Raw genomic sequence first — 22795 nt, 5'->3', positions numbered from 1 at the left:
TCTGCACTGGGGTGATTGTGTTCCGGACCATACCTACCTCACATCTCATGGAACGCCGCGATGGTGGCGGCGAAGTAAAAACAAGAATGTCCGGTGGTCCGGTTTATATACCCTAAGCGTGTATAAAAATTAAATAAACTAACTTTTAGGAATATGGATAGAAGTGTGTCGTGAGCAACTGTACGCAGTGCAACACTTTGTTCTTGTAGCAACAGAAACACCCAGCGGTCGGCTTTTGTAGGAGCGAACGGTGCGGCGATCCGACTTGCTCGCGAAGGCGTCAGTTCTGACACGACGCGTTATCGTTTTTCGCGAGCAAGCTTCGCTCCTACTGGGGACGGTATGGATCTCAATTTTTTCGGGGTTCGGCGGCCATGAGCACTTCCCTCTGCGGGATTTTGAGATACGGATTGGCACAACCAATCTTCAACGTACGCGCCGGCGCCCAGCGAGAGTTATTACCCACGCGGTCGAGGATGCAGTAGGTCACTTCCAGCCGCAGGTCTTCGCCGGCTTCAAGAATGATCGCCGGCGGCACCCAGACCTGAATCGGCTGGCCCACATCGCCGGCCTTGAGCCGTGGCAGGTCCATGCGCACATCGCCCCAGCGCAGGGTGATTTCATCGTCGATGGCCATGTTCAGGTACGGCTCGATGGTCAAGGGAACGCCGCGCTTGATCTGGTTCGGGTTGACGCCCTGACGGCGGATGGTTTCGGGAATGCTCACCGGCGCCAGGCTCTGGATTTCATCGCCGTACAGGGCAGAGGGCTGGCCTCCCGGGCAGTCGAGCTTGACCTGCACGCAGGTTGTCGGTGACAGCGCTGGCCCATGGCCGACCTGCATCAGCCGGTAGTGAATGCGAGAGGAGCCGTTGGCGATGAAGCTTTGCGGCACGCGCAGGCTGACGGATTTGCCGACGTCCAGGGTGTTCAGCACCCTGGAGGCCACGTAGCAGTTGTCCCAGAACAGTTCGATCAAGTCGCCTTCGTCCATGCCGGGATAAGGCGCGACGGCGATCAGCAGGTGAGAAGCCGAGGTGATGTTGATGCCGCTCCGGTGGGATTGCTCCACGGTCGGTGCCGCAAGTTCGGGTTTTTTCGAAATATGTTTCATGGGTTTCTCCTTGAAGTCTTGCAGCGAAGTCCGTTTCTGAAAGAACTGATTGGCCGAGCCACAAACGGCTCATTACTTGCGTATGAACAATGATTGAACGTGATGAGTTCGTTTGCTGGAGACTAGATAAGAGTGTGCTGGAATAAGTGTCAATAGAGTTGGTTAGTTAAGTAACGAATCTTTCGTTATTCAGAAAGCTCCTACGCTTTCAGGTCCGGAAGCCCCATCGACTTGTCGAACATACCCACCGAATCAGCGGTTTTTGCGGTGGGAGGCGCCGGTTGTTCGTGTGGCAATGCGCAAGTGTTTTGTGGATTTTAGGCGAGGATAATCTGTCGCAGGACATATATATGTACCGCACGCGATTATTGAAAGAGGGATAAATTGTAAGAGTGGTTTGAGTGGCGGTTGAAGAGGGTATGAAGTTTCGATGTAACTTCCATCCGTGGAAGTTTATGTCGCTGTTATGGCGGCTCAGTGTTGAGCGTTGTTCAGGAACTTGCTGAGAAACTGTTTTGTCCGTTCTTCTTTCGGATGGGCAAACAATTCTTTGGCTTCGCCTTGCTCGACAATCACACCCTTGTCGAAAAACACCACGCGGTTGGCCACGTCGCGGGCAAAGCCCATTTCGTGGGTCACGATGACCATGGTGCGCTTCTCCTCGGCGAGGCTGCGGATGGTCGCCAGCACTTCCCCCACCAGCTCCGGATCGAGTGCCGAGGTGGGTTCGTCGAACAGAATCACTTCCGGTTCCATCGCCAGCGCACGGGCAATCGCCACACGCTGTTGCTGTCCACCGGAAAGGCGTCGCGGGTACGCGTCTTCCTTGCCTGCCAGGCCAACCCTGGCCAGCAGCTTTTTACCCAGGGCAACGGCTTCGGCGTGCGCGATCTTCTTGACGATGATCGGGCCTTCGATGACGTTTTCCAGGGCGGTTCGATGCGGGAACAGGTTGAAGTTCTGGAACACGAAGCCGACGTGCTGACGCAAGCGCCGCACCAGGCTCTGCTGCTGGTTCAATGGGCGGCTGCCATCGATCTCGATGTCACCGACCTTGATCCGGCCGCTGGAGGGTTCTTCGAGAAAATTCAGGCAACGCAGGAACGTGGTTTTCCCCGAGCCGCTCGGCCCAATGATTGCCACTACCTCGCCTTCCTTCACTTCCAGATCAATGCCGTTAAGCACTACTTGACCCTTGAACTGCTTTGTCAGTTTTTCCACGACAATCATGGGGTCAGGACTCCTGGTCGTGCCGATTGACCCGCTCTTCCAACTTGTTCTGCAGGTGCGAGAGCACCGTGGCCAGAACCCAGTAGATCAGCGCGGCGGCAAGATACATGGTGAAAATTTCGAAAGTCCGGGCGGTAATCAGCTGCGCCTGACGGAACAGTTCCGGCACCTGAATGGTGGCGGCCAGCGCCGTGTCCTTGACCAGCGAGATGAAGCTGTTGCCCAGCGGCGGCAATGCCGTGCGCATCGCTTGCGGCAGGATGGCCCGGCGCAATGTCTGCGCGCGGGTCATGCCGATACTCGCGGCGGCTTCCCACTGGCCACGCTCGATGGAGCTGATCGCGGCACGCAGGATTTCGCAGGCGTACGCGGCCATGTTCAGCGAGAAGCCGATCAGGGCCGCCGGCAGCGGATCAAGTTCGATACCCAGTTGCGGCAAGCCGTAATAGATCACGAACAGTTGCACCAGCAACGGCGTGCCGCGAAAGAACGACACGTAGATGCGGGCCAGCCAGCTCACCAGTTTGAAGCGCGACAGGCGCATCAACGCCAGGCCGAACCCCATCACCAGGCCGAAAAACATCCCGCCCAGGCTGAGGATTACCGTGTAGTACGCGCCCTTCAGCAGGAAGGGCGCGGAGTCCAGCGCAAGTTGGAAAGCTTCTCCCATTATTTGGTGACGTCAGCGCTGAAGTATTTTTCCGAAAGCTTTTTCAGCGTACCGTCGGCACGCAGCTTGTCGATGGCCTTGTTCACTGCTGCCAGCAACTCAGGCTCGCCTTTGCGCAGGGCAATACCGGCTTCCTGACGGGAGAACGCTTCGCCGGCGGCGGAAGTGTCCTTGGCCTTCTTGGCGTATTCCAGTGCGGCGAGGCGGTCGATCAGGATGGCGTCGGTGCGGCCGTTACGCAGGTCTGCGAATTTGCTCGGATCATCTTCGTAGGTGCGCACGTCAGCGGTCGGCACGTTGGCTTTAACCCACTGCTCGTAGTTGGTGCCCAGGCCTACGCCGACTTTCTTGCCAGCCAGGTCGGCGGCAGACTTGATGTTCAGCTCGGCAGCTTTTTTGGTCAGCACCAGCGCCTGAATCCCGGAAACGGTGTACGGCTCGGAGAAGTCATACTTCTTCTTGCGCTCTTCGGAGATGGTCACCTGGTTGACCACTGCGTCCAGACGCTTGGATTCCAGCGCCGCGAGGATGCCGTCCCATTTGGTCGGTTGCAGTTTGACCTTCACGCCCAGCTCTTTGGCCAGGGCTTCGGAGAACTCGACTTCGAAGCCGGTCAGTTTGCCGTCGGCGTCAACGAAGCTGAACGGTGGGTAAGTACCTTCCAGGCCGACGTTGATCACGCCAGCGTCCTTGATTTTTTGCAGTTGCTCACCGGCAACCGCTTGCCCCAGCAGACCGGCGCTCAGCGCCAGGCCCAGCGAACCCACCAGCAGATTTCGACGTAGTGCGGAAAAATTCATGACAAGCCCCTGTGATTTCTTATGAAGACGCTTTTAGGAATGTTGGCAAAATCGGGATTTGGACGACTGCGATATCCTGCCCTAAAGCAGCGTATGCGTCTCGCTGCAAATTCGCCTGCGGCGTGACTATATGATGGTGTTTATAGATAGGAAAATAATAAATATTACGTTTGTTATTCTTTAAAGGAATATGTATCGGTTAGACCGCTATCGCCGACAAGCCGGCTCCTACAGGGTTTGTGTCGGACGTAAAACCGCGGACGACACTGATCCTGTAGGAGCCAGCTTGCTGGCGATAGAGCGCAAAGCGCTCTTAAAAAGCCGAATCGTAGGCAAACAACGCCGGTGCCCCACCGGTGTGCAGGAAAATGATCGGCCCCTCATCAAAACGCTGACGCCCAATCCCGTCCAGCAACCCCGCCATCGCCTTGCCGGTATACACCGGGTCCAGCAACAAACCTTCCTGGCTCGCAACCAGCTTTACCGCCGACAACGTCCCGGCATTCGGCTCGCCATAGCGCGGGCCGAAATATTCGTCCCACAACTCAACCTTGAAACTCGCTGGCAGGCTGACGCCCAACAGCGCTGCGGTGCGCTCGGCGAGGCCTTGAACCTTCGGCCGCTGATCTTCTTCGCTGCGCGAAACCGTCACGCCAATCACTGGCAAATCCGGCAGTGCTTCGCTCAACGCGAGCGCCAGGCCGCTGTGGGTCCCGGCGCTGCCCGATGCCAGCACCACGGCGGCGAAGGTCAGGCCGGTGTCCTTGATCTGTTCGGCCAATTCCAGCCCGGCGCGCACATAACCCAGGGCGCCCAACGCATTGGAGCCTCCAATCGGCACCAGATACGGCTTTTTGCCGTTGCTGCGCAGGCGTGCGGCCAATGCTTCCAGTTGCTCGTCAGCGTTGTCGAGGTTGTCCACCAACTCGACCTTGGCATCGAACAGGTCAAGCAGCAGCCGATTGCCGTTGCCGACATAGTTGGCGTCTTCGGTGCCCAAAGGATTTTCCAGCAACGCTACGCATCCCAGACCCAGTTTGGCGGCGAGGGCGGCGGTCTGGCGCACGTGGTTGGATTGCAGCGCGCCGGCGGTGATCAGCGTGTCCGCGCCCTGGGCCAGCGCATCGGCTCCCAGGTATTCGAGTTTGCGCAGCTTGTTGCCGCCCATCGCCAGCGGCGTCAGGTCATCGCGTTTGACGTACACGTCGCGGCCCAGCCAGGCTGACAGGCGTTCGAGTTTTTCCAGAGGGGTCGGGTGGCCGAGCAGATCGAGGCGGTCAAAACGGGCGAGCTGTTGTTTGATCATGGGTCCGTACTGGCGGTGGGAGATGTCAGGACTATAGGCACGCCCAAATGCATGGGCAACCGGCAAGATTACTTATAGCCAAAAGTGCTGAGCACAGCACAATCAGTTCTTAATTCGGTTTCCAGACCTTGCCGTAAAGTAATCGCCGTCAGTGCGGCCAGACAGTCCGGCCGCCCGTGTGGAGTTTTTTACCGTGAGCGAGCGTTCCAGCCATTGGCAATTGCAGACCATCGTCAGCCAACTGCGCACGGCGCGTGACGAGTGGCGTGCACAAAACGGCCGCGCCAGCGGCGAGCAGGGTGGCCGCGAGTTGCCTTCCCGAGCGGCCATGGCGGAGATTCTTGAAGCGTTGTGCGGGGCGTTGTTCCCGATGCGCCTGGGGCCGGTGGACTTGCGTGAAGAGAGTGAAGACTTTTACGTCGGTCACACGCTGGATGTCGCGTTGAATGCGTTGCTGGGACAGGCACGGCTCGAACTGCGTTACGCCGCCCGCCACAGTGCCTCGGCCGACACTGAAGTCGAAGCCAAAACGATCCAGATCATCCAGGACTTCGCACTCGCCCTGCCGGGCCTGCGCAGCCTGTTGGACACCGATGTGCTGGCGGCCTATCACGGTGACCCTGCGGCCCGCAGCGTCGATGAAGTGCTGCTGTGCTATCCGGGGATTCTGGCGGTGATTCACCATCGCCTCGCGCACCATTTGTACCGTGCCGGGCTGCCGCTGCTGGCGCGGATCAGCGCAGAAATCGCGCACTCGGCGACCGGTATCGACATTCACCCGGGCGCGCAGATTGGCCGCAGCTTTTTCATCGATCACGGGACGGGCGTGGTGATCGGCGAGACCGCGATCATCGGCGAGCGTGTGCGGATTTATCAGGCCGTGACCCTGGGCGCCAAACGCTTCCCGGCGGATGAAGACGGCCAGTTGCAGAAGGGCCATCCGCGGCATCCGATTGTTGAAGACGATGTGGTGATTTATGCCGGCGCGACCATTCTGGGGCGGATCACCATCGGCAAGGGTTCGACCATTGGCGGCAATGTCTGGCTGACCCGCAGTGTGCCGGCAGGGGCCAACCTGACGCAGGCGAATTTGCAGCATGATGATGGGACGCAGAAGTAAGGCCCGGGATCTCTAGCAATAATTCTGGCGCCATCGCCGGCAAGCCGGCTCCTACAAAGTTTGTGCCGTACTCGGGATTACCGTTCGACATAAAACCCTGTAGGAGCCGGCTTGCCGGCGATCGGTTTCAAGCCGATCCGAGATAACGGCATCCACCCATTTCCCCACTGAACACCCCCCCAAACCCCACGTCATACCCATCCTTGACCTAGCGTACGAACACGACCGCCGAGCCCTGCGATTAGTCCTTAGCCCCCTATCCATGTTTAACTTGAACGTTCATTCAAGTTAAACCGTCGGTTTGCTGCCCGCTCACAACAGGAGGCTTGCCCTTGCCGAGTCCGTTATTGATTGCCCGGTTTCACCCCCTGGAGGTGCACCTTTCATGAGTGCATCGTCCACCCCCGCCAGCGGCCAGATCCGCATGAATCCGCCGGTGTTTTACTTCGCGGCGACGTTTATTTTTCTGTTCGGCATCGTCGTTATCGCCATGCCTGAACAAGCCGGCGCCTGGTTGTTGCAAGCGCAAAACTGGGCGGCCAATACGCTCGGCTGGTATTACATGCTCGCGATGACGCTGTATCTGGTCTTCGTGGTGGTCACCGCCTTGTCCGGCTACGGCAAGATCAAGCTCGGTGCCGACCACGACGAGCCCGAATTCAGTTACCTGTCCTGGGCCGGCATGCTGTTCGCTGCCGGGATCAGCATCACGCTGTTCTTCTTTTGCGTGTCTGAACCACTGACCCATCTGTTGCAACCGCCGCAAGGCGAGGCCGGCACAGCGGACGCGGCGCGCCAGGCGATGCAGATTCTGTTTCTGCACTGGGGCCTGCACGGCTGGGGCGTGTTTGCCTTCGTCGGCATGGCGCTGGCCTACTTCGCTTACCGCCATAACCTGCCGTTGGCCTTGCGTTCGGCGCTGTACCCGCTGATCGGCAAACGCATCAACGGCCCGATCGGTTATGCGGTGGATGGCTTCGGCATCATCGCCACAGTGTTCGGCCTCGGTGCCGACATGGGCTTCGGCGTGTTGCACCTCAACTCGGGCCTGGATTACCTGTTCGGCATCGCTCACACCCAGTGGATTCAGGTCGGCCTGATCACGCTGATGATGGGCGCGGCGATCATCGTCGCGGTGGCCGGCGTCGATAAAGGCGTGCGGGTGATGTCCGACATCAACATGCTGCTGGCCTGTGCGCTGCTGCTGTTCGTGTTGTTCGCCGGCCCTACGCAGCACCTGCTCAACACCTTGATCCAGAACCTCGGCGACTACCTCGGCGCCTTGCCGATGAAAAGTTTCGACCTCTACGCCTACGACAAACCCAGCGACTGGCTGGGCGGCTGGACGGTGTTCTACTGGGCGTGGTGGATCGCGTGGTCGCCATTCGTGGGTCTGTTCATCGCGCGGATTTCCCGTGGCCGCACCATTCGCGAATTCGTCTTCGGTGTGCTGTTGATCCCGCTCGGTTTCACCCTGGCGTGGATGTCGATTTTCGGCAACAGCGCCATCGACCAGGTGCTTAACCACGGCATGAGCGCGCTCGGCATGTCGGCCATCGACAACCCATCGATGACGTTGTACCTGCTGCTGGAAACCTACCCGTGGAGCAAAACCGTGATTGCGGTCACGGTTTTCATCAGCTTCGTGTTCTTCGTCACCTCGGCCGATTCCGGCACCGTGGTGCTGTCGACACTCTCGGCCAAGGGCGGTAACCCGGATGAAGACGGGCCGAAATGGCTGCGGGTGTTCTGGGGCGCGATGACCGCGCTGGTCACCAGTGCGCTGCTGTTTTCGGGCAGCATCGATGCGCTGAAGTCAGCGGTGGTGCTGACTTCGTTGCCGTTCTCGATGATCTTGCTACTGATGATGTGGGGCCTGCACAAAGCGTTTTACCTGGAGTCGCAGAAGCAGATCGCGCAGCTGCATTCCCTGGCGCCGGTGTCCGGATCGCGGCGCGGCGGTTGGCGTCAGCGTTTGAGTCAGGCGGTGCATTTCCCGTCGCGGGATGAGGTCTATCGCTTCCTCGACACGACGGTGCGCCCGGCGATTGAAGAGGTGTCGGCGGTGTTCGTCGAGAAGGGTTTGAACGTGATCACTCAACCCGATCCGGCAAACGACAGCGTCAGCCTGGAAATCGGTCACGGCGAGCAGCATCCGTTCATCTATCAGGTGCAGATGCGTGGCTACTTCACGCCGTCATTCGCCCGTGGCGGCATGGGTCCCAAGCAACTCAACAATCGCCGTTATTATCGGGCCGAAGTGCACCTGAGCGAGGGCAGTCAGGACTACGATCTGGTGGGTTACACCAAGGACCAGGTCATCAACGACATCCTCGATCAGTACGAGCGGCACCTGCAGTTTTTGCATCTGGTGCGTTGAACTCAGGCCTCGCTGCTCATCACCATGAACAACACCAGCGCCGCCACCGGGATGCTGAACACGATGCTGCCGACCACCAGCTCCGTGGTCACGGACTGGCCGGCGGTGACCACGCCGATGGCGCCGTTGATCATCGTCAGGGCCAGCCACAACACGATGAAGCTGTAGGTCAGCGTCTGGCGGCTGAAGCCGATGTTCTCGCCGATGAACAGCATCAGCGCCAGGAGGACCAGGCCGAAGGTGATGATGATCGTGGTGTGCATGGTGAAGTCCTCGCGACGACTTTCAGAGTTCTCTACTTAGAGTGTGGTCGAGTGAGTAGTGTCCTGCTCCGCGAAACAGGATGTACAGCGATAGACACGCCATTAACACCGGGTATTCGATGCCACGGTCGATCCAGGGCCAGGTCGGTCCGAGAATACTGGCGATCGTCAGCATCTGGATACCCATCATCGCCGCCAGCAGGCGTGTTCCCAGTCCCAGAATCAGTAGCAATCCGCCGACGCCTTCCAGCAACGCCACCAACAGTCCAATCAGGCCTGGCATGGGCAGGTGGAGGACGTTTTGGATCAGGTTGATTGACGCGGCCATCGGGTCGGCCATTGAACCGTGCGACTGACCCAGCAGTTTGGGCAGGCCGTGGGTCACCATGATGACCCCGTACGTGGCGCGTAACAGCGCATAAAAAACGGGTTCACCGAGGCGGTAAAGTGGCGCAAGGGCCGGAATAAGCAACGTTGGGTTCTGGCGCATGGGGAGCTCCGAGGCACGGATCATCAATGAACGTTCCCACGCAGAGCATGAGAGTGTTCAGTGTCAGGGCAGGCGTTAGTGAAGCACCGGTTTCAACAGGTCTTCCAGACCGATACGGCGGAACATCTCTGCACGTACCCGATCGGCCATGGCGTTGACGATTTCCGCGCCATCCTGAGACGGGTCGATGTGTCGCCGGAACGGGCGAGTGCCAAAGGGCATGCCAACAATCTCGACGATGGCATTGGCCACCTCGACAACATCCGCGTCAGCCGGTTCCAGCGCGGCCAGACCCTTGAGTGCCAGCTCCGGGACACCGGCGTACGGGCCTTCATTGTATTCAGCGGCGCGGGCCTGATCGGCAGGCGAGCCGGAGTGCATGAAGTGGTTGGTGCCCTTGGTGAAGGCGCCCGGTACGATAATCGAGGTTTCCACGCCCCACCGCGCCAACTCACTGGCGTAGGACACCGCCAGCGAATCCATCGCTGCCTTGGCCGCAAAGTACGGCGCCAGATACGGCGGAGTACCGCCGCGAGCACTGCTGGAAGACACCCACAACACCAGACCCTGGCCCTGCTTGCGCAGTTGTGGCAGCGCTGCGCGGTTGACCCGCTGAGTGCTCAGCACGTTGATGTCGTAGAGCTGGGCGAACTGCTCGGGAGTAAAGGCCTCGGCGGGCCCGAACGACATGTGTCCGGCGTTGTGAATGATCACGTCCAGTCGACCGCAGTCTTCGACAATTTTCGCGACGCCGGCCTCGACCGATTCGCTCGACGCGACGTCCAGTTCGACGCTGCGCAGGTCAACCCGATGCTGGTCGGCGTAGCGCTGCACTTCGGTCACTTGGGGCGCGTTGCGTCCCAGGGTTTCACGCATGCTGGCGTAGACGGTGTGGCCGGCGTCGGCGAGCGCGCGGGCAGTCAGTGCGCCAAAACCGCTGGAGGCACCGGTAATCAGAATGACGGATTTCATGGTGTTGATCTCTGTGCAGTAAGGGTGATTTCAGGTGCGATGGGGAAGACGTTGTTGCGCGACATGGGACAACCAGCCAGCGACGGAACCGAGGGCCCCGGCACTGCCCAGTTCGGCGAAGCTTTCCAGAGAGGGTTCCAGGTGCGAAGCGAACCAGGTGATCAGGCCGAGGAAGTAAGCGACGACGTTATTCACCGTCCGGGTGGCCCGCAGCGACACCACGACCATTGCCACGACAAACACCACGACCGGCAGGGCAAACAGGCCGAGGCTGGGCGCCAGCGCTCCGATGCTCAGCGCCGCGCCCATGCCGAAGGCAATGCCCATCAGCACGCAGCCGAGGTTCACCAGGCCGTCGCGCAAGGTCAGGCCGCGGCTGAAGAACGCTACCCAACCGACAAACATTGCCCAGACCGGTAAGGTCAACAACAGGCTGGAACCTGCGGCCAGTGCGGCGGTGGCTGCCGCCACTGCGGTGAACAGCGTAAACATCAGTTTCGATTGCCCAGTGTGGGCGGTGTTGACTGGATGACTCATGACTTTCTTCTCCTTGACCGGATGAGGCGGCTCAGACGAGGCCGCCGTTGACGCGCAGGATTTGCCCGTTGACCCATGCCGAATCAGGGCCGACGAGAAAGGAAACAACGCGGGAGATGTCTTCCGGCTGAGCCAGGCGCTCCAGCGGCGGCATCTTGGCGAAGGTCTGGATTTGCTCTTCACTCTTGCCGTGCAAAAACAAATCGGTCGCCACCGGGCCAGGGGCGACGGCGTTGACGGTGATGTTGCGACCGCGCATTTCCTTGGCGAACACCTGAGTCAGGGACTCCACCGCGGCTTTGCTGGCGATGTACACGGCGTAGCCCGGCAGGTTCATGCCGACGGTGCTGCTGGAGAAATTGACGATCCGGCCGCCGCTGTTCAAACGGGGCGCCGCTTCACGCAACGTATTGAAAGTGCCGCGAGCGTGGATGTTGAAGTTCTGCTCGAACAGTTCGTCCGTGTGCTGCGCCAGCGGCATCACTTTGAGAATGCCGGCGTTGTTGATCAGCACATCGACTTTGCCCAGTTGTGTTTCGGTTTCGTCGAACATCCGGCGTACATCGTCGGCATTGGCCACGTCAGCCTTGATCGCTATGGCTTGATGGCCGGCCTGACGCAGTTCAACGACCAGCTTTGAGGCTTCTGTGGCGCTGCTGGCGTAGTTGATGGCGACGGCGAAACCTTCGCTGGCCAGTTGTTTGGCGATCACGGCGCCGATGCCGCGGGAGGCGCCGGTCACGATGGCAACTTTCGAAATTTGAGTAGTCATGGCGGTGAATCCTTTGTAGGTGTCCGTTTGGGGTGAAGCCAGACTCACATGTTTACTCAGGCTGATAAATGCACGAGAGTTGCCTTGACTGTTCAATAATCGCCAACAATCAAAGGTCGGGAACGCCATGGATCAAGTCAAAGCGATGAAGGTGTTCGTGCGGATCTACGAGCGCAGCAGCTTCACCCTGGCCGCCGAAGACCTGAACCTGCCACGGGCAACCCTGACCCACACGCTGAACCAGTTCGAAGCGTGGCTCGGTACGCGTTTACTGGAGCGCAGCACGCGTAAGGTGCGTCCTACGCTGGACGGCGAGGCGTACTACTTGCGTTGTGTGCAATTGCTGGCGGAACTGGAAGAAGCTGAACTGGCTTTTCGCAGCGTCGCGCCGAAGGGGCGATTGCGGGTGGATTTGCACGGCACGCTGGCCAAGAGTTTTGTCATCCCCGCCTTGCCGCAATTCATGGAGCGCTATCCGGACATCGAACTATCCATCAGCGAGGCCGACCGCTTTGTCGACCTGATCGCCGAAGGCGTTGACTGTGTGCTGCGGGCCGGCACCCTCGGCGACTCGGCGCTGATCGGCAAACGTGTCGCCAACCTGCGCCAGATCACCTGCGCCAGCCCGGCTTACCTGCGCAAATTCGGCGAGCCAAAATCCCTCGAGGACCTGAAACATCATCGCGCGGTGAACTACGTCTCGCGCACCACGGCGAAGTTGTTCCCGTTCGAATTCATGGTCGATGGCGAGTTGCAGGAAGTCGCCATCGAGGGCGCGATCTCGGTGTTCGGCGCAGAAATCTACGCCGCCTCGGCCATTGCCGGACTGGGCTTGATCCAGTGCCCGCATTACCGAATGGAAACGCAGATCGCCCAGGGCCTGGTGCAGGAAGTCCTGATCGACACGCCGCCGCCACCGATGCCGGTTTCAGTGTTGTATCCGCACAACCGACACATGTCGCCACGGGTTCGGGTGTTTGTGGATTGGTTGGGGGAGGTGTTTGCCGGGGCGCGTTAGCCCCTCGAATCGAAAATATGTGAAACGTTTCAGCATTTCCTCAAGTCCGAGGTTTATCGACGTTTGTCTGGGCGTATGCTGGGCAACTTGCGAAGCAGTCGATACCAACTTCAAGACAGACAAGAGAGGATTCGATGACCTACACCGCTGCCGAAAACCGCTACGACTCCATCCCTTACCGCCGCGTCGGTCGCAGCGGTCTGGTGTTGCCGGCGTTGTCCCTGGGCCTGTGGCACAACTTCGGCGACAGCACGCCGATCGACACCCAGCGCTCGTTGCTGCGCACGGCGTTCGATCTGGGGATCAACCACTTCGACCTCGCCAATAACTATGGTCCGCCGTACGGCAGCGCCGAGATCAACTTCGGGCGTTTGCTGCGTGAAGATTTCAAGCAGTATCGCGACGAGCTGATCATCTCGAGCAAGGCGGGTTGGGACATGTGGCCCGGTCCTTATGGGCAGGGCGGTGGTTCGCGCAAGTACGTGCTGGCCAGCCTTGATCAGAGCCTGCAGCGTCTGGGCCTGGAATACGTGGATATTTTCTACTCCCACCGTTTCGACCCGGACACGCCGCTGGAAGAAACCGCCAGCGCACTGGCCACGGCGGTGCAGCAGGGCAAGGCGTTGTACATCGGCATCTCGTCGTATTCCGGGGTGAAAACCCGTGAGATGGCGGCGCTGTTGCAAGAGTGGAAAGTGCCGTTGCTGATTCACCAGCCGGCCTACAACCTGCTCAATCGCTGGGTGGAAAAGGATCTGCTGGATGTCACCGACGAGCTGGGCACCGGCGTGATTGCGTTCACGCCGTTGGCGCAGGGCCTGTTGACCGACAAATACCTCAACGGCATTCCGAAGGATGCGCGGGTCAATCGTCCGGGCGGCGGTTCGTTGCAGTCCTCGCACCTGTCGGAGGCCAACATCGCCCATGTGCGTGGGCTCAATGAGATTGCCAAGCGTCGCGGCCAGAGCCTGGCGCAACTGGCGTTGGCCTGGACGCTGCGCGACCCTCGGGTGACTTCGGCGCTGATCGGTGCGAGCCGGCCGGAGCAGATTATCGAGAACGTCGGGGCGTTGAAGAATCTGAGCTTCAGTGCGCAAGAGTTGGCGGAGATTGACCGGTTTGCCCAAGAGGGCGGGATCAATCTTTGGGAGAAGCCTTCGACGGCTGAGTAAGTGTTTGGCGCCAGAGTCTCTGGCGCCTTTTAGACCGCTATCGCCGGCAAGCCGGTCTCGCTCCCACAGTGGTTGGGGGTTGACCACAAAATGTGTGGCCGGCCGATCACTCTGTGGGAGCGAGCCTGCTCGCGATGGGGCCAGTACAGACAACAAAAAAATCAGGATTTACCGAAAAAACGGCACATCCCCCAACACCGTAGCCCGCTGCATCACTCGCCGTGCCGGCCGGTAGTCATCCACCGCGTAATGCTGCGTCACGCGGTTGTCCCAGAACGCGATGTCGTCCTGCTGCCAGCGCCAGCGAATGGTGAATTCCGGCCGCGTGGAATGGGCGAACAGAAACTTCAGAATCGCCTCGCTCTCCGTCTCCGACAGTTCATTGATTTTCGACGTAAACCCTTCACTGACGAACAACGAACGGCGCCCGCTCACCGGGTGCGTACGAATGACCGGGTGCGACAGCGGTGGATTCTTGCGGCGAGCCTCTTCCCACTGAGTCAATGCTTCAGGCGTGTTGCCATAGCGTTCCAACGGAAACGAACGGGTGAAATCGTGCGTCGCCGTCAGCCCTTCCAGCAGACTTTTCATCGGCGCGGACAGCGCCTCATAAGCCGCAATGCCGCTGGCCCACAACGTGTCGCCGCCAAACTCCGGCAACAGTTTTGCGCTGAGCACCGCGCCCATCGCCGGAGTCGGCAGGAAGGTCACGTCGGTGTGCCAGATCGCGTTGTCGCGCACGTCGGTGACGGCGGTGTCGAGGATCAGCACTTCCGGCTGTTCCGGCACATTCGGGTAGATCGGGTGAATGTGCAGGTCGCCGAAGTTGGCGGCGAAACGCGCCTGTTGCTGCGGCGTGATCGGCTGGTCGCGAAAGAACAAAACCTGATGCTTGAGCAGTGCCTGCTCGATGGCATCGCGCTGTTCCAGGTTCAATGGCTGACTGATGTCGATGCCGCTGATTTGCGCGCCGAGGGCGGAGCTGAGGGGGACGATTGTCAGGTTGCTCATGGTGGTTCTCTACTGAATTCGGGGTACCGACTGTGAGCGAGACCGGCTTGCCGGCGAAAGCGGTGTGTCAGTTACAGCAATTTCGCATGGCACACCGCATCGCGAGCAGGCTCGCTCCCACATGGGAAATTGTTAGTGAGCCTGGCCGTGCCACGGCACCAGTTTGCGTTGCAGCGCACGCAAGCCCATCTCCATGGCGAAGGCGATCAGCGCAATCACCAGAATCCCCAGCACCACCACATCGGTGACCAGGAACTGTGCGGCCGACTGCACCATGAAGCCCAGGCCGCTGGTGGCGGCGATCAGTTCGGCGGCGACCAGCGTTGACCAGCCCACGCCCAGACCGATGCGCACGCCCGTCAAAATGTCCGGCAACGCACTCGGCAAAATCACATGGCGAATCAACTGCGCCCGGGTCGCGCCCAAAGACTGTGCTGCGCGCAATTTGGCCGGGTCGACGGTGCGCACGCCAGTCGCGGTGGCGATGGCGATCGGGGCGAAAATCGCCAGGTAAATCAGCAGGACTTTCGACAATTCACCAATGCCGCACCAGATGACAATCAACGGCAGATAGGCCAGCGGTGGAATCGGGCGGTAGAACTCGATCAGCGGATCGAGAATGCCGCGCGCAATACGGTTGTGACCGATGGCGATGCCGACCGGCACGGCGGTCAGCACGGCAAAACCAAGGCCCAGGCCGATGCGGCTGAGGCTCGCGCCCAAGTGCTGCCACAACGTCGAATCCATGTAGCCGGTGGTTACCAGCAGCCAGCCTTTTTGCAGCACGGCGGACGGTGGCGGCAGGAACAGCGGTTCGATCATTCCTGTGGCGGTAACGGCCCACCACAGGGCAACCAACGCGACCAGAGTCAGCACGCTGATCCAGCGAGTACTGAGGCTTCGCCGAACAGGAATCACCGTCGAACCCGGTTTCACCGTCACGGCCGGAATTTCATAGCTGCTCATGCGCGCTCCTGCCGCGTGGCGGCGCTGCGTTGGGAGAACACTTTGGCGAGTACGTGTTCGCGGGTTTCGATAAAGCGCGGGTCGGATTTGATCGCCCGTGCGGACTCGCCGGCGGCGTAACGCTGACCGAAATCCAGGCTCAGGCGCTCGACGATTTGCCCGGGGTTTGGCGCCAGCAGAATCAGGTCCGTGGCGAGAAACACCGCTTCTTCAATATCGTGGGTAATCAGGAATACGGGTTTGGCAGTGCGCTGCCAGACTTGCAGCAGCAGCTCCTGCATCTGTTCGCGGGTGAAGGCGTCGAGGGCGCCGAAAGGTTCGTCCATCAGCAATACGCGAGGGTCGGCGGCGAGCGCACGGGCCAGGCCGACACGCTGTTTCTGGCCACCGGACAGTTGCCAGATCCGCCGATTTTCGAAACCGGAAAGGTCCACCAGTGCGAGCATTTCCCGAGCGCGGATTTCACGTTTGTCCCGGGAGACACCGGCCAGTTCCAGACCGAAACCGACGTTGGCCAACACGTCTTGCCAAGGCAGCAGCGCGTCGTCCTGAAACACCACGCCGCGTTCGGCGCTCGGGCCTTTGACCGGCACGCCATCGAGGGTAATGCGCCCGGCGCTGGGCTCGACGAAACCGGCAATCAGGTTCAACAGCGAAGTCTTGCCACTGCCGGACGGGCCGAGGGCCACCAGCAATTGCTGGGGCCCAAGGCTCAAGGAAATATCCGCCAATACCGGTTCCGGGCTGCCGGGGTACTGTGCGCTGATGCGCTCCAGCTGTAGCAAGGCCATCGCAATTAACTCCCGATCAGTTGGTGATGAACTTGGCGCTGACGTACGGCGCGTAGTCCGGCAGCACGGCCTCGACCTTGCCTTGCTCCTTGAGGAACACGGCGGTGTCGGTGATGGCTTTGGTGGTCGGCGCGCCGAGGGTGATCACCTGGTCAGCCGCCAGCGGGTAGACGTTGCCTTGCAGCAGCAGCGGAATGTCGCTGGCCTTGGCACCGGACAGCTTCACCAGCTTGTCGACGTTGGATTGATTGGCGAGCCAGGCTTTAGGGTCTTTGCGGTAATCGGCGTAGGCGTCGAGGGTGACTTTGGCGAACGCGGTGACGATTTCCGGGTGCTTCTCGGCGAAGTCTTTACGCACGATCCAGGCATCGAACGTTGGTGCGCCGAACTTGGCCAGTTCGCCGGAGGTGATCAGCACTTTGCCGTTTTCCTTGGCCACACCGAGCGCTGGGTCCCACACGTAGGTGGCGTCGATGTCACCGCGTTTCCATGCGGCGATGATGGCTGGCGGGGCGAGGTTGAGCACGGTGACTTTCGAAGGGTCGATGTTCCAGTGCTTCAACGCGGCGAGCAGGCTGTAGTGGCCGGTGGAAACGAACGGCACGGCGATTTTCTTGCCGATCAGGTCTTGCGGCGTCTTGATCCCGGAGCCGTCGCGGGCAACCAAGGCTTCAGCGGCACCGATCTGGGTGGCGATGAGGAAGGTTTCAACCGGGACTTTGCGGGTGATTGCAGCCGTCAGAGGGCTGGAACCGAGGTAGCCGATCTGCACGTCGCCGGAAGCGATGGCGGCGATGATGTCGGCACCGTTGTCGAATTTGCGCCAGTCGATCTTGGCGTTGGTGGCTTTTTCGTAGGCGCCGTCGGCCTGGGCGACTTTCGCCGGGTCCACGGTGGTCTGGTAAGCGACCGTCACGTCAGCCGCCTGGGCAAAGAAACTCGCCGCAGCCAAAGACGCGGCCGCCAGGAGGCGAAGAGGGAAATGCAGTTTCATTGGGAAGCTCCTTTTCAGGCGGACCGAGAGTCGGCGTGAAAAAGAGACTAAATGATATAAGAATCCGAAAATAAATAACTTTTTCGAATGAGCTTATGAGCGGAATATTCTAAGTGCTCCCTTGTAGGAGCCGGCTTGCTGGCGATGAGGCCCTTGGCCTTGCGGTGAATTTCAGGCCGCCATCGCCGGCAAGCCGGCTCCTACAGGGTATTGCGTTGGGCGCGCGATTTTTGGCGATCCCGCATCTGTGTAGGAGCCAGCTTGCTGGCGATGAGGCTCTTGAGGCTTGCGGTGAATTTCAGGCCGCCATCGCTGGCAAGCCAGCTCCTACAGGGTTATGTGTGAGACACATGATTTTTGTAGGAGCCAGCTTGCTGGCGATCAAGGTCCGCAGGACCGTCAACGATCAGTTACTGATCGCCAGAATGCTCGCCTGATACGAGCCGACAAACACATCGAAATCGCCGACTTCGTTCTGCTCCAGCTCCACTTGCTCCGCCAGCGAGGAGCGTGCGCGCTCTTCAAACGTTGCCTGGTCTTCGATGCTCAAAGGCTCGCTACGGAAATATTCCGCATGGGCCTGGCTCTGGCGCAGGGAGAACTGGCTGAAGCTTTCCTTGTGTTCGGCCATCGCGGCCAGCACTTGGGCCGATGGCGTCAGGGACGAATCCTTGACCTTGGCCAGTTGCGCGTCCAATGCCTTGCTGTGCGCATCGCCGCCATGGCTCTGATCCAGCAACGCCGCCAGTGGCGCAATCTTCTCCAGCAACTCGCCGGCCCATTCCTTCAGGTCAACCGGTTGACCGTCGCGTTGCAGTTGCAGGCCCGGACGGCGACCTTCCTTGACCACGCTGAGGAAGTTCGATGTTGCGTTGCCACACGAATTACTGGTTAACAGCGGGCTGTCGTTCAGCGCGCAATACAGCAGGAACGCATCGAGGAACCGCGACTCGGTCAGGTCGATACCCATCGGCAGGAACGGGTTGATGTCCAGGCAACGCACTTCGACGTACTGAATGCCACGGGCCACCAGCGCCTGGATCGGCCGCTCGCCGGTGTAGGTCACGCGTTTCGGGCGGATGTTGGAGTAGTACTCGTTTTCGATCTGCAGGATGTTGGTGTTGAGCTGAACCCACTCACCGTCCTGATGCGTGCCGATTTCGACATACGGCGCATACGGTGTGGCCACCGCTTTGCGCAGGCTGTCGGTGTAGCTCGCCAGATCGTTGTAGCACGGCGTCAGGCCGGCCTGGGCGTTGCTCTGATAACCCAGATCGCTCATGCGCAGGCTGGTGGCGTACGGCAGGTACAAGGTGTCCGGGTCCAGCTGTTCCAACTGATGCGTGCGACCGCGCAGGAAACCGGCGTCCAGCGCTGGCGAAGCACCGAACAGGTACATCAGCAGCCAGCTGTAGCGGCGGAAATTACGGATCAGCGCAATGTAGGCCGACGACTGATAGTCGCGGTCAGTGCCGACAAAGCCTTCCGCCTGCTTGAGCAGCGGCCAGAGCTTCTCCGGCAGGGAGAAGTTGTAGTGAATCCCGGCGATGCACTGCATGGTCTTGCCGTAGCGCAGGGCCAGACCCTTGCGGTAGACATACTTGAGCTTGCCGATGTTGGAGGTGCCGTAATAGGCGATCGGGATATCTTCCTCGGCCGGCAACGGGCACGGCATCGATGGACTCCACAGGTACTCGTTGCCGAGCTTGCTGTAGGCAAAACGGTGAATCCTGTCCAGGCTCGCCAGGGTGTCGGCCGGGTCGGGCAGGGCGGGCGTGATGAACTCCAGCAGCGACTCGGAATAGTCGGTGGTGATTTGTTCGTTGGTCAGCGCGGAACCCAATTCTTCCGGGTGCGGCGTTTGCGCCAGGCGACCTTCGCCGGTCACGCGCAGGCATTCACGTTCGATGCCGTGAAGGCACTGTTCGAGCAGAGAGAGGTTAGCGCGCTCGCCGAGCAGAGCCAGGCGGCGGTTGAGAAGTTCGCTCAAGTTGGATTCCTTCACGCGTCAGTCGCCCCAATATGGGGGTGGGCAGGACGGTCTACAAGGGTGAAGTTGAAACTGGCGTTTTCGCCTGGTTTTTGCAACCGCGCAAGCCAAGCCGGTCTCGCTCCCACAGGTTTCGTTGCGCTGAAATTAACTCAAAATGATGGCATTCATCTACAGGACAGCGAACGTGCCTTGTGCTTTTGCGACGAGTTTGTCGCCCTGCATCACGTCGGCTTCGACCACCAGCGTGCGGCGGCCCGGGTGGATCACCCGCGCCGTGCACATCACCTCACCGTCGGAAACGGCGCGGATGTAGTTGATCTTGCACTCGATGGTCGCGCTCTGCTGGTCAAAGCCGTGGGTGCTGGAACAGGCCAGCCCCATGGCAATGTCCACCAGGCTGAACAAGGCCCCGCCGTGCAGCTTGCCGCCGCGATTGCGCAGTTCGGGTTCCAGCGCCAGGGCGACTTGCGCCACCCCGGTTTCCAGGCTGTGCAAGCGACAGCCCAGCAGCTTGAAAAACGCGCTTTCGGTCAGCCCGGCCGGGATTTCCATCAGCGTTTCTTCAACTGCTTGGCGTTAGCGAACAACGAAGCCATGGCGTTGTTGGACGGGGCCGCTGCCGTGGTTTCCTTGCGCGGTGCAGTGTTCTGGGACTGGCGCGGTGCCGACCCCGGACGCGCACCACGGGCACCGTCGATTTTCTCGCCCGGGGTGTCGCTCATGCGCATCGACAGGCCGACGCGTTTGCGCGGGATATCGACTTCCATGACCTTCACTTTCACCACGTCGCCGGCCTTCACCGCTTCGCGCGGATCCTTGATGAACTTCTCCGAAAGCGCAGAGATGTGCACCAAACCGTCCTGATGCACGCCGATATCGACGAATGCACCGAAGTTGGTCACGTTGGTCACGACGCCTTCGAGGATCATGCCCAGTTGCAGGTCCTTGAGGTCTTCGACGCCTTCCTGGAACTCGGCGGTCTTGAACTCCGGACGCGGGTCGCGGCCAGGTTTTTCCAGCTCTTGCAGGATGTCGGTGACCGTCGGCAGACCGAAGGTTTCGTCGGTGTACTTCTTCGGATCAAGACGCTTGAGGAAGCTCGCGTCGCCGATCAGCGAGCGAATATCCCGATCGGTTTCAGCAGCGATGCGTTGCACCAGCGGATAGGCTTCCGGGTGAACCGCAGACGAATCCAGCGGGTTGTCGCCGTTCATCACGCGTAGGAACCCGGCCGCCTGTTCGAAGGTTTTTTCACCCAGACGCGCCACTTTCTTCAACGCTGCGCGAGTTTTGAACGCACCGTGCTCGTCACGGTGGCTGACGATGTTCTGCGCCAGGGTGGCGTTGAGGCCGGAGATACGGGCCAGCAGCGCCACGGAAGCGGTGTTCACGTCGACGCCGACGGCGTTCACGCAGTCCTCGACCACAGCGTCCAGGCCGCGCGCCAGTTTCAGCTGCGACACATCGTGCTGGTACTGGCCGACACCGATGGATTTCGGATCGATTTTAACCAGCTCGGCCAGCGGATCCTGCAAGCGACGGGCGATGGACACCGCGCCACGGATCGACACGTCGAGGTCCGGGAATTCCTTCGAAGCCAGTTCCGACGCCGAGTAAACCGATGCACCGGCCTCGGAGACCATGACTTTGGTCATCTTCATGGCTGGGTATTTTTTGATCAGTTCAGCAGCCAGCTTGTCGGTTTCGCGGCTGGCGGTGCCGTTGCCGATGGCGATCAGGTCCACCGAGTGTTTGGCGCACAGGGCCGCGAGAATCGCCAGGGTCTGGTCCCACTTGTTGTGCGGCACGTGCGGGTAAACCGTGGCGTGATCCAGCAGCTTGCCAGTGGCATCGACCACGGCGACCTTGCAACCGGTGCGCAGGCCCGGGTCGAGGCCCAGGGTGGCACGCGGGCCGGCCGGAGCAGACAGCAGCAGGTCGTGCAGGTTGTGTGCGAACACGTTGATCGCTTCGGTTTCCGCGCCATCGCGCAGCTCGCCCAGCAAGTCGGTTTCGAGGTGGGTGTAGAGCTTGACCTTCCAGGTCCAGCGCACCACTTCGCCCAGCCATTTGTCGGCGGCGCGGTTCTGGTTCTGGATGCCGAACTGCTGACCGATCATGCCTTCGCACGGGTGCATGGTGCCCGGCAGTTCGTCGCCGACTTTCAGCGCGGAGCTGAGAATGCCTTCGTTGCGGCCACGGAAAATCGCCAGCGCGCGGTGCGACGGCATGCTTTTCAGCGGTTCGTCGTGTTCGAAATAGTCGCGGAACTTGGCGCCTTCCTCTTCCTTGCCGGCGATCACGCGGGCACTGAGGGTGGCTTCTTGCTTCAAGTAGTTGCGCAGCTTGTCCAGCAGGCCAGCGTCTTCGGCGAAGCGCTCCATGAGGATGTACTTGGCTCCTTCGAGGGCCGCCTTCACATCGGCCACGCCTTTTTCGGCGTTGATGAAGCGTGCGGCTTCGGTGTCCGGGGCCAGCGAGGGATCGTTGAACAGACCGTCGGCCAGCTCGCCGAGGCCGGCTTCCAGGGCGATCTGGCCCTTGGTGCGGCGCTTTTGCTTGTACGGCAGGTACAAGTCTTCGAGGCGGGTCTTGGTGTCGGCGAGCTTGATGTCGCGTTCAAGTTGCGGGGTCAGCTTGCCTTGCTCTTCGATGCTGGCGAGGATGCTGATGCGCCGTTCGTCGAGTTCTCGCAGGTAGCGCAGACGCTCTTCCAGATGACGCAACTGGATGTCATCGAGGCTGCCGGTCACTTCTTTCCGGTAACGGGCGATGAAGGGAACGGTAGAGCCTTCATCGAGTAGCGCGACGGCCGCTTCGACCTGTTGTGGGCGTACGCCGAGTTCCTCGGCGATGCGGCTGTTGATGCTGTCCATAAAACCACCTGACAAATTGTGAAAGCAGGCTCGCGGGCGCGGGGATAAAGGCTCGGCGAGTCTGGTTGAGCGGCCTGGCCTGCGCCGCTACCTGGATCAACAGGCATCCCGTTGACCCGTGAAATCGAACAATTACTGCCGTGGCGATGAAAATAAAAAGCCGCCGCGACGGTAACGATCAGACGTTGCCTGACACAAAAGGCCGCGCATTATAACCAGCGTTCTGTCATTCGGGGGCATCACAGGCTGTAGGCACAATGCCCGGATTTCTGGCGGTGAAGGAAAAATCTGCTAACAATGCACACGGTGCGTATAACGGC

The 22795-nt window shown here is 60.2% G+C and carries 21 protein-coding genes; 4 read left to right on the top strand and 17 right to left on the bottom strand.

The window, feature by feature from the left end; translation table 11 throughout:
* Positions 1-349 precede the first annotated feature (349 nt).
* The 5 genes from KGB27_RS10550 to KGB27_RS10530 form a co-directional block, all read right to left on the bottom strand.
* Complete coding sequence (locus KGB27_RS10550; protein WP_192226723.1) at positions 350-1114, bottom strand: hypothetical protein; 765 nt, start codon at positions 1112-1114, stop codon at positions 350-352.
* Positions 1115-1588: 474 nt separating this feature from the next.
* Positions 1589-2344 (bottom strand): L-cystine ABC transporter ATP-binding protein TcyN, encoded by a 756-nt coding sequence (gene tcyN / locus KGB27_RS10545; RefSeq protein WP_008032484.1) that lies wholly within the window; start codon positions 2342-2344, stop codon positions 1589-1591.
* Positions 2345-2348: 4 nt separating this feature from the next.
* On the bottom strand, positions 2349-3014 hold the full coding sequence (gene tcyL / locus KGB27_RS10540; protein WP_008032482.1) for a cystine ABC transporter permease: 666 nt from the start codon (positions 3012-3014) through the stop codon (positions 2349-2351).
* The gene (gene tcyJ / locus KGB27_RS10535) at positions 3014-3814 is read right to left on the bottom strand and encodes a cystine ABC transporter substrate-binding protein (RefSeq protein WP_008040169.1); all 801 of its coding nucleotides are present in this window, start codon (positions 3812-3814) and stop codon (positions 3014-3016) included. Before tcyJ ends, tcyL begins: the two co-directional genes overlap by 1 nt.
* Positions 3815-4127: 313 nt before the next feature.
* Positions 4128-5120, bottom strand: a complete 993-nt coding sequence (locus KGB27_RS10530) for a D-cysteine desulfhydrase (RefSeq protein ID WP_008032477.1) — start codon at positions 5118-5120, stop codon at positions 4128-4130.
* Between the two features lie 193 nt (positions 5121-5313).
* Here KGB27_RS10530 and epsC point away from each other — a divergent pair, with 193 nt between their 5' ends.
* Positions 5314-6240 carry a serine O-acetyltransferase EpsC gene (gene epsC / locus KGB27_RS10525; protein ID WP_008032476.1) on the top strand — a complete coding sequence of 309 codons (927 nt, stop codon included), beginning with the start codon at positions 5314-5316 and terminating at the stop codon, positions 6238-6240.
* 424 nt (positions 6241-6664) lie between these two features.
* Positions 6665-8620: a choline transporter BetT gene (gene betT / locus KGB27_RS10520; RefSeq protein ID WP_223554310.1), complete on the top strand. Its 1956-nt coding sequence runs from the start codon at positions 6665-6667 to the stop codon at positions 8618-8620.
* A gap of 2 nt (positions 8621-8622) precedes the next feature.
* Here the strand turns inward: betT and KGB27_RS10515 are convergent, their stop codons facing one another.
* The 5 genes from KGB27_RS10515 to KGB27_RS10495 form a co-directional block, all read right to left on the bottom strand.
* Entirely contained in the window at positions 8623-8883 is a 261-nt protein-coding gene (locus tag KGB27_RS10515; protein ID WP_008032471.1) for a hypothetical protein, read from the bottom strand.
* A gap of 22 nt (positions 8884-8905) precedes the next feature.
* Positions 8906-9373 (bottom strand): DoxX family protein, encoded by a 468-nt coding sequence (locus tag KGB27_RS10510; protein WP_223554301.1) that lies wholly within the window; start codon positions 9371-9373, stop codon positions 8906-8908.
* 75 nt (positions 9374-9448) lie between these two features.
* On the bottom strand, positions 9449-10345 hold the full coding sequence (locus tag KGB27_RS10505) for an SDR family oxidoreductase (protein WP_223554298.1): 897 nt from the start codon (positions 10343-10345) through the stop codon (positions 9449-9451).
* A gap of 30 nt (positions 10346-10375) precedes the next feature.
* Complete coding sequence (locus tag KGB27_RS10500) at positions 10376-10882, bottom strand: DUF1097 domain-containing protein (RefSeq protein WP_223554296.1); 507 nt, start codon at positions 10880-10882, stop codon at positions 10376-10378.
* Positions 10883-10913: 31 nt separating this feature from the next.
* Positions 10914-11654, bottom strand: a complete 741-nt coding sequence (locus KGB27_RS10495; RefSeq protein WP_223554293.1) for an SDR family oxidoreductase — start codon at positions 11652-11654, stop codon at positions 10914-10916.
* Between the two features lie 127 nt (positions 11655-11781).
* Between KGB27_RS10495 and KGB27_RS10490 the strand changes: the two genes are divergently transcribed.
* Both KGB27_RS10490 and mgrA read left to right on the top strand, forming a co-directional pair.
* Entirely contained in the window at positions 11782-12672 is an 891-nt protein-coding gene (locus KGB27_RS10490) for a LysR family transcriptional regulator (protein WP_008040163.1), read from the top strand.
* Between the two features lie 134 nt (positions 12673-12806).
* The gene (mgrA, locus tag KGB27_RS10485; protein WP_223434921.1) at positions 12807-13844 is read left to right on the top strand and encodes an L-glyceraldehyde 3-phosphate reductase; all 1038 of its coding nucleotides are present in this window, start codon (positions 12807-12809) and stop codon (positions 13842-13844) included.
* A gap of 168 nt (positions 13845-14012) precedes the next feature.
* Here the strand turns inward: mgrA and tauD are convergent, their stop codons facing one another.
* From tauD to KGB27_RS10450, 7 genes are all read right to left on the bottom strand, one after another.
* Positions 14013-14855, bottom strand: coding sequence for a taurine dioxygenase (tauD, locus tag KGB27_RS10480; RefSeq protein ID WP_207285582.1), 843 nt, complete (start codon positions 14853-14855; stop codon positions 14013-14015).
* A 132-nt stretch (positions 14856-14987) separates the two neighbouring features.
* The gene (tauC, locus tag KGB27_RS10475) at positions 14988-15821 is read right to left on the bottom strand and encodes a taurine ABC transporter permease TauC (RefSeq protein WP_008032267.1); all 834 of its coding nucleotides are present in this window, start codon (positions 15819-15821) and stop codon (positions 14988-14990) included.
* Positions 15818-16612 (bottom strand): taurine ABC transporter ATP-binding subunit, encoded by a 795-nt coding sequence (gene tauB, locus KGB27_RS10470; RefSeq protein ID WP_008040159.1) that lies wholly within the window; start codon positions 16610-16612, stop codon positions 15818-15820. Before tauB ends, tauC begins: the two co-directional genes overlap by 4 nt.
* 16 nt (positions 16613-16628) lie before the next feature.
* On the bottom strand, positions 16629-17606 hold the full coding sequence (gene tauA, locus KGB27_RS10465) for a taurine ABC transporter substrate-binding protein (RefSeq protein ID WP_008032265.1): 978 nt from the start codon (positions 17604-17606) through the stop codon (positions 16629-16631).
* 406 nt (positions 17607-18012) lie between these two features.
* Positions 18013-19596: a glutamate--cysteine ligase gene (gshA, locus tag KGB27_RS10460; protein ID WP_223554290.1), complete on the bottom strand. Its 1584-nt coding sequence runs from the start codon at positions 19594-19596 to the stop codon at positions 18013-18015.
* A 171-nt stretch (positions 19597-19767) separates the two neighbouring features.
* Positions 19768-20151: a PaaI family thioesterase gene (locus KGB27_RS10455; protein WP_008019061.1), complete on the bottom strand. Its 384-nt coding sequence runs from the start codon at positions 20149-20151 to the stop codon at positions 19768-19770.
* The gene (locus tag KGB27_RS10450; RefSeq protein WP_223413709.1) at positions 20151-22475 is read right to left on the bottom strand and encodes a Tex family protein; all 2325 of its coding nucleotides are present in this window, start codon (positions 22473-22475) and stop codon (positions 20151-20153) included. The genes KGB27_RS10455 and KGB27_RS10450 overlap by 1 nt, the downstream gene beginning before the upstream one ends.
* Positions 22476-22795 lie beyond the last annotated feature (320 nt).

The organism is Pseudomonas sp. BF-R-01 (assembly GCF_019946615.1).
Classification (GTDB): Bacteria; Pseudomonadota; Gammaproteobacteria; order Pseudomonadales; family Pseudomonadaceae; genus Aquipseudomonas; species Aquipseudomonas migulae.
The sequence above is the reverse complement of the archived record's forward strand: the minus strand, read 5'-3'. Positions and strand labels throughout refer to the sequence as shown.

Bases quoted from the DNA above. Each gene is read 5' to 3' on its own strand.
- KGB27_RS10550 (WP_192226723.1), bottom strand. From the start codon at position 1,114: ATGAAACATATTTCGAAAAAACCCGAACTTGCGGCACCGACCGTGGAG.
- tcyN (WP_008032484.1), bottom strand. From the start codon at position 2,344: ATGATTGTCGTGGAAAAACTGACAAAGCAGTTCAAGGGTCAAGTAGTG.
- tcyL (WP_008032482.1), bottom strand. From the start codon at position 3,014: ATGGGAGAAGCTTTCCAACTTGCGCTGGACTCCGCGCCCTTCCTGCTG.
- tcyJ (WP_008040169.1), bottom strand. From the start codon at position 3,814: ATGAATTTTTCCGCACTACGTCGAAATCTGCTGGTGGGTTCGCTGGGC.
- KGB27_RS10530 (WP_008032477.1), bottom strand. From the start codon at position 5,120: ATGATCAAACAACAGCTCGCCCGTTTTGACCGCCTCGATCTGCTCGGC.
- betT (WP_223554310.1), top strand. From the start codon at position 6,665: ATGAATCCGCCGGTGTTTTACTTCGCGGCGACGTTTATTTTTCTGTTC.
- KGB27_RS10515 (WP_008032471.1), bottom strand. From the start codon at position 8,883: ATGCACACCACGATCATCATCACCTTCGGCCTGGTCCTCCTGGCGCTG.
- KGB27_RS10510 (WP_223554301.1), bottom strand. From the start codon at position 9,373: ATGCGCCAGAACCCAACGTTGCTTATTCCGGCCCTTGCGCCACTTTAC.
- KGB27_RS10505 (WP_223554298.1), bottom strand. From the start codon at position 10,345: ATGAAATCCGTCATTCTGATTACCGGTGCCTCCAGCGGTTTTGGCGCA.
- KGB27_RS10500 (WP_223554296.1), bottom strand. From the start codon at position 10,882: ATGAGTCATCCAGTCAACACCGCCCACACTGGGCAATCGAAACTGATG.
- KGB27_RS10495 (WP_223554293.1), bottom strand. From the start codon at position 11,654: ATGACTACTCAAATTTCGAAAGTTGCCATCGTGACCGGCGCCTCCCGC.
- KGB27_RS10490 (WP_008040163.1), top strand. From the start codon at position 11,782: ATGGATCAAGTCAAAGCGATGAAGGTGTTCGTGCGGATCTACGAGCGC.
- mgrA (WP_223434921.1), top strand. From the start codon at position 12,807: ATGACCTACACCGCTGCCGAAAACCGCTACGACTCCATCCCTTACCGC.
- tauD (WP_207285582.1), bottom strand. From the start codon at position 14,855: ATGAGCAACCTGACAATCGTCCCCCTCAGCTCCGCCCTCGGCGCGCAA.
- tauC (WP_008032267.1), bottom strand. From the start codon at position 15,821: ATGAGCAGCTATGAAATTCCGGCCGTGACGGTGAAACCGGGTTCGACG.
- tauB (WP_008040159.1), bottom strand. From the start codon at position 16,612: ATGGCCTTGCTACAGCTGGAGCGCATCAGCGCACAGTACCCCGGCAGC.
- tauA (WP_008032265.1), bottom strand. From the start codon at position 17,606: ATGAAACTGCATTTCCCTCTTCGCCTCCTGGCGGCCGCGTCTTTGGCT.
- KGB27_RS10455 (WP_008019061.1), bottom strand. From the start codon at position 20,151: ATGGAAATCCCGGCCGGGCTGACCGAAAGCGCGTTTTTCAAGCTGCTG.
- KGB27_RS10450 (WP_223413709.1), bottom strand. From the start codon at position 22,475: ATGGACAGCATCAACAGCCGCATCGCCGAGGAACTCGGCGTACGCCCA.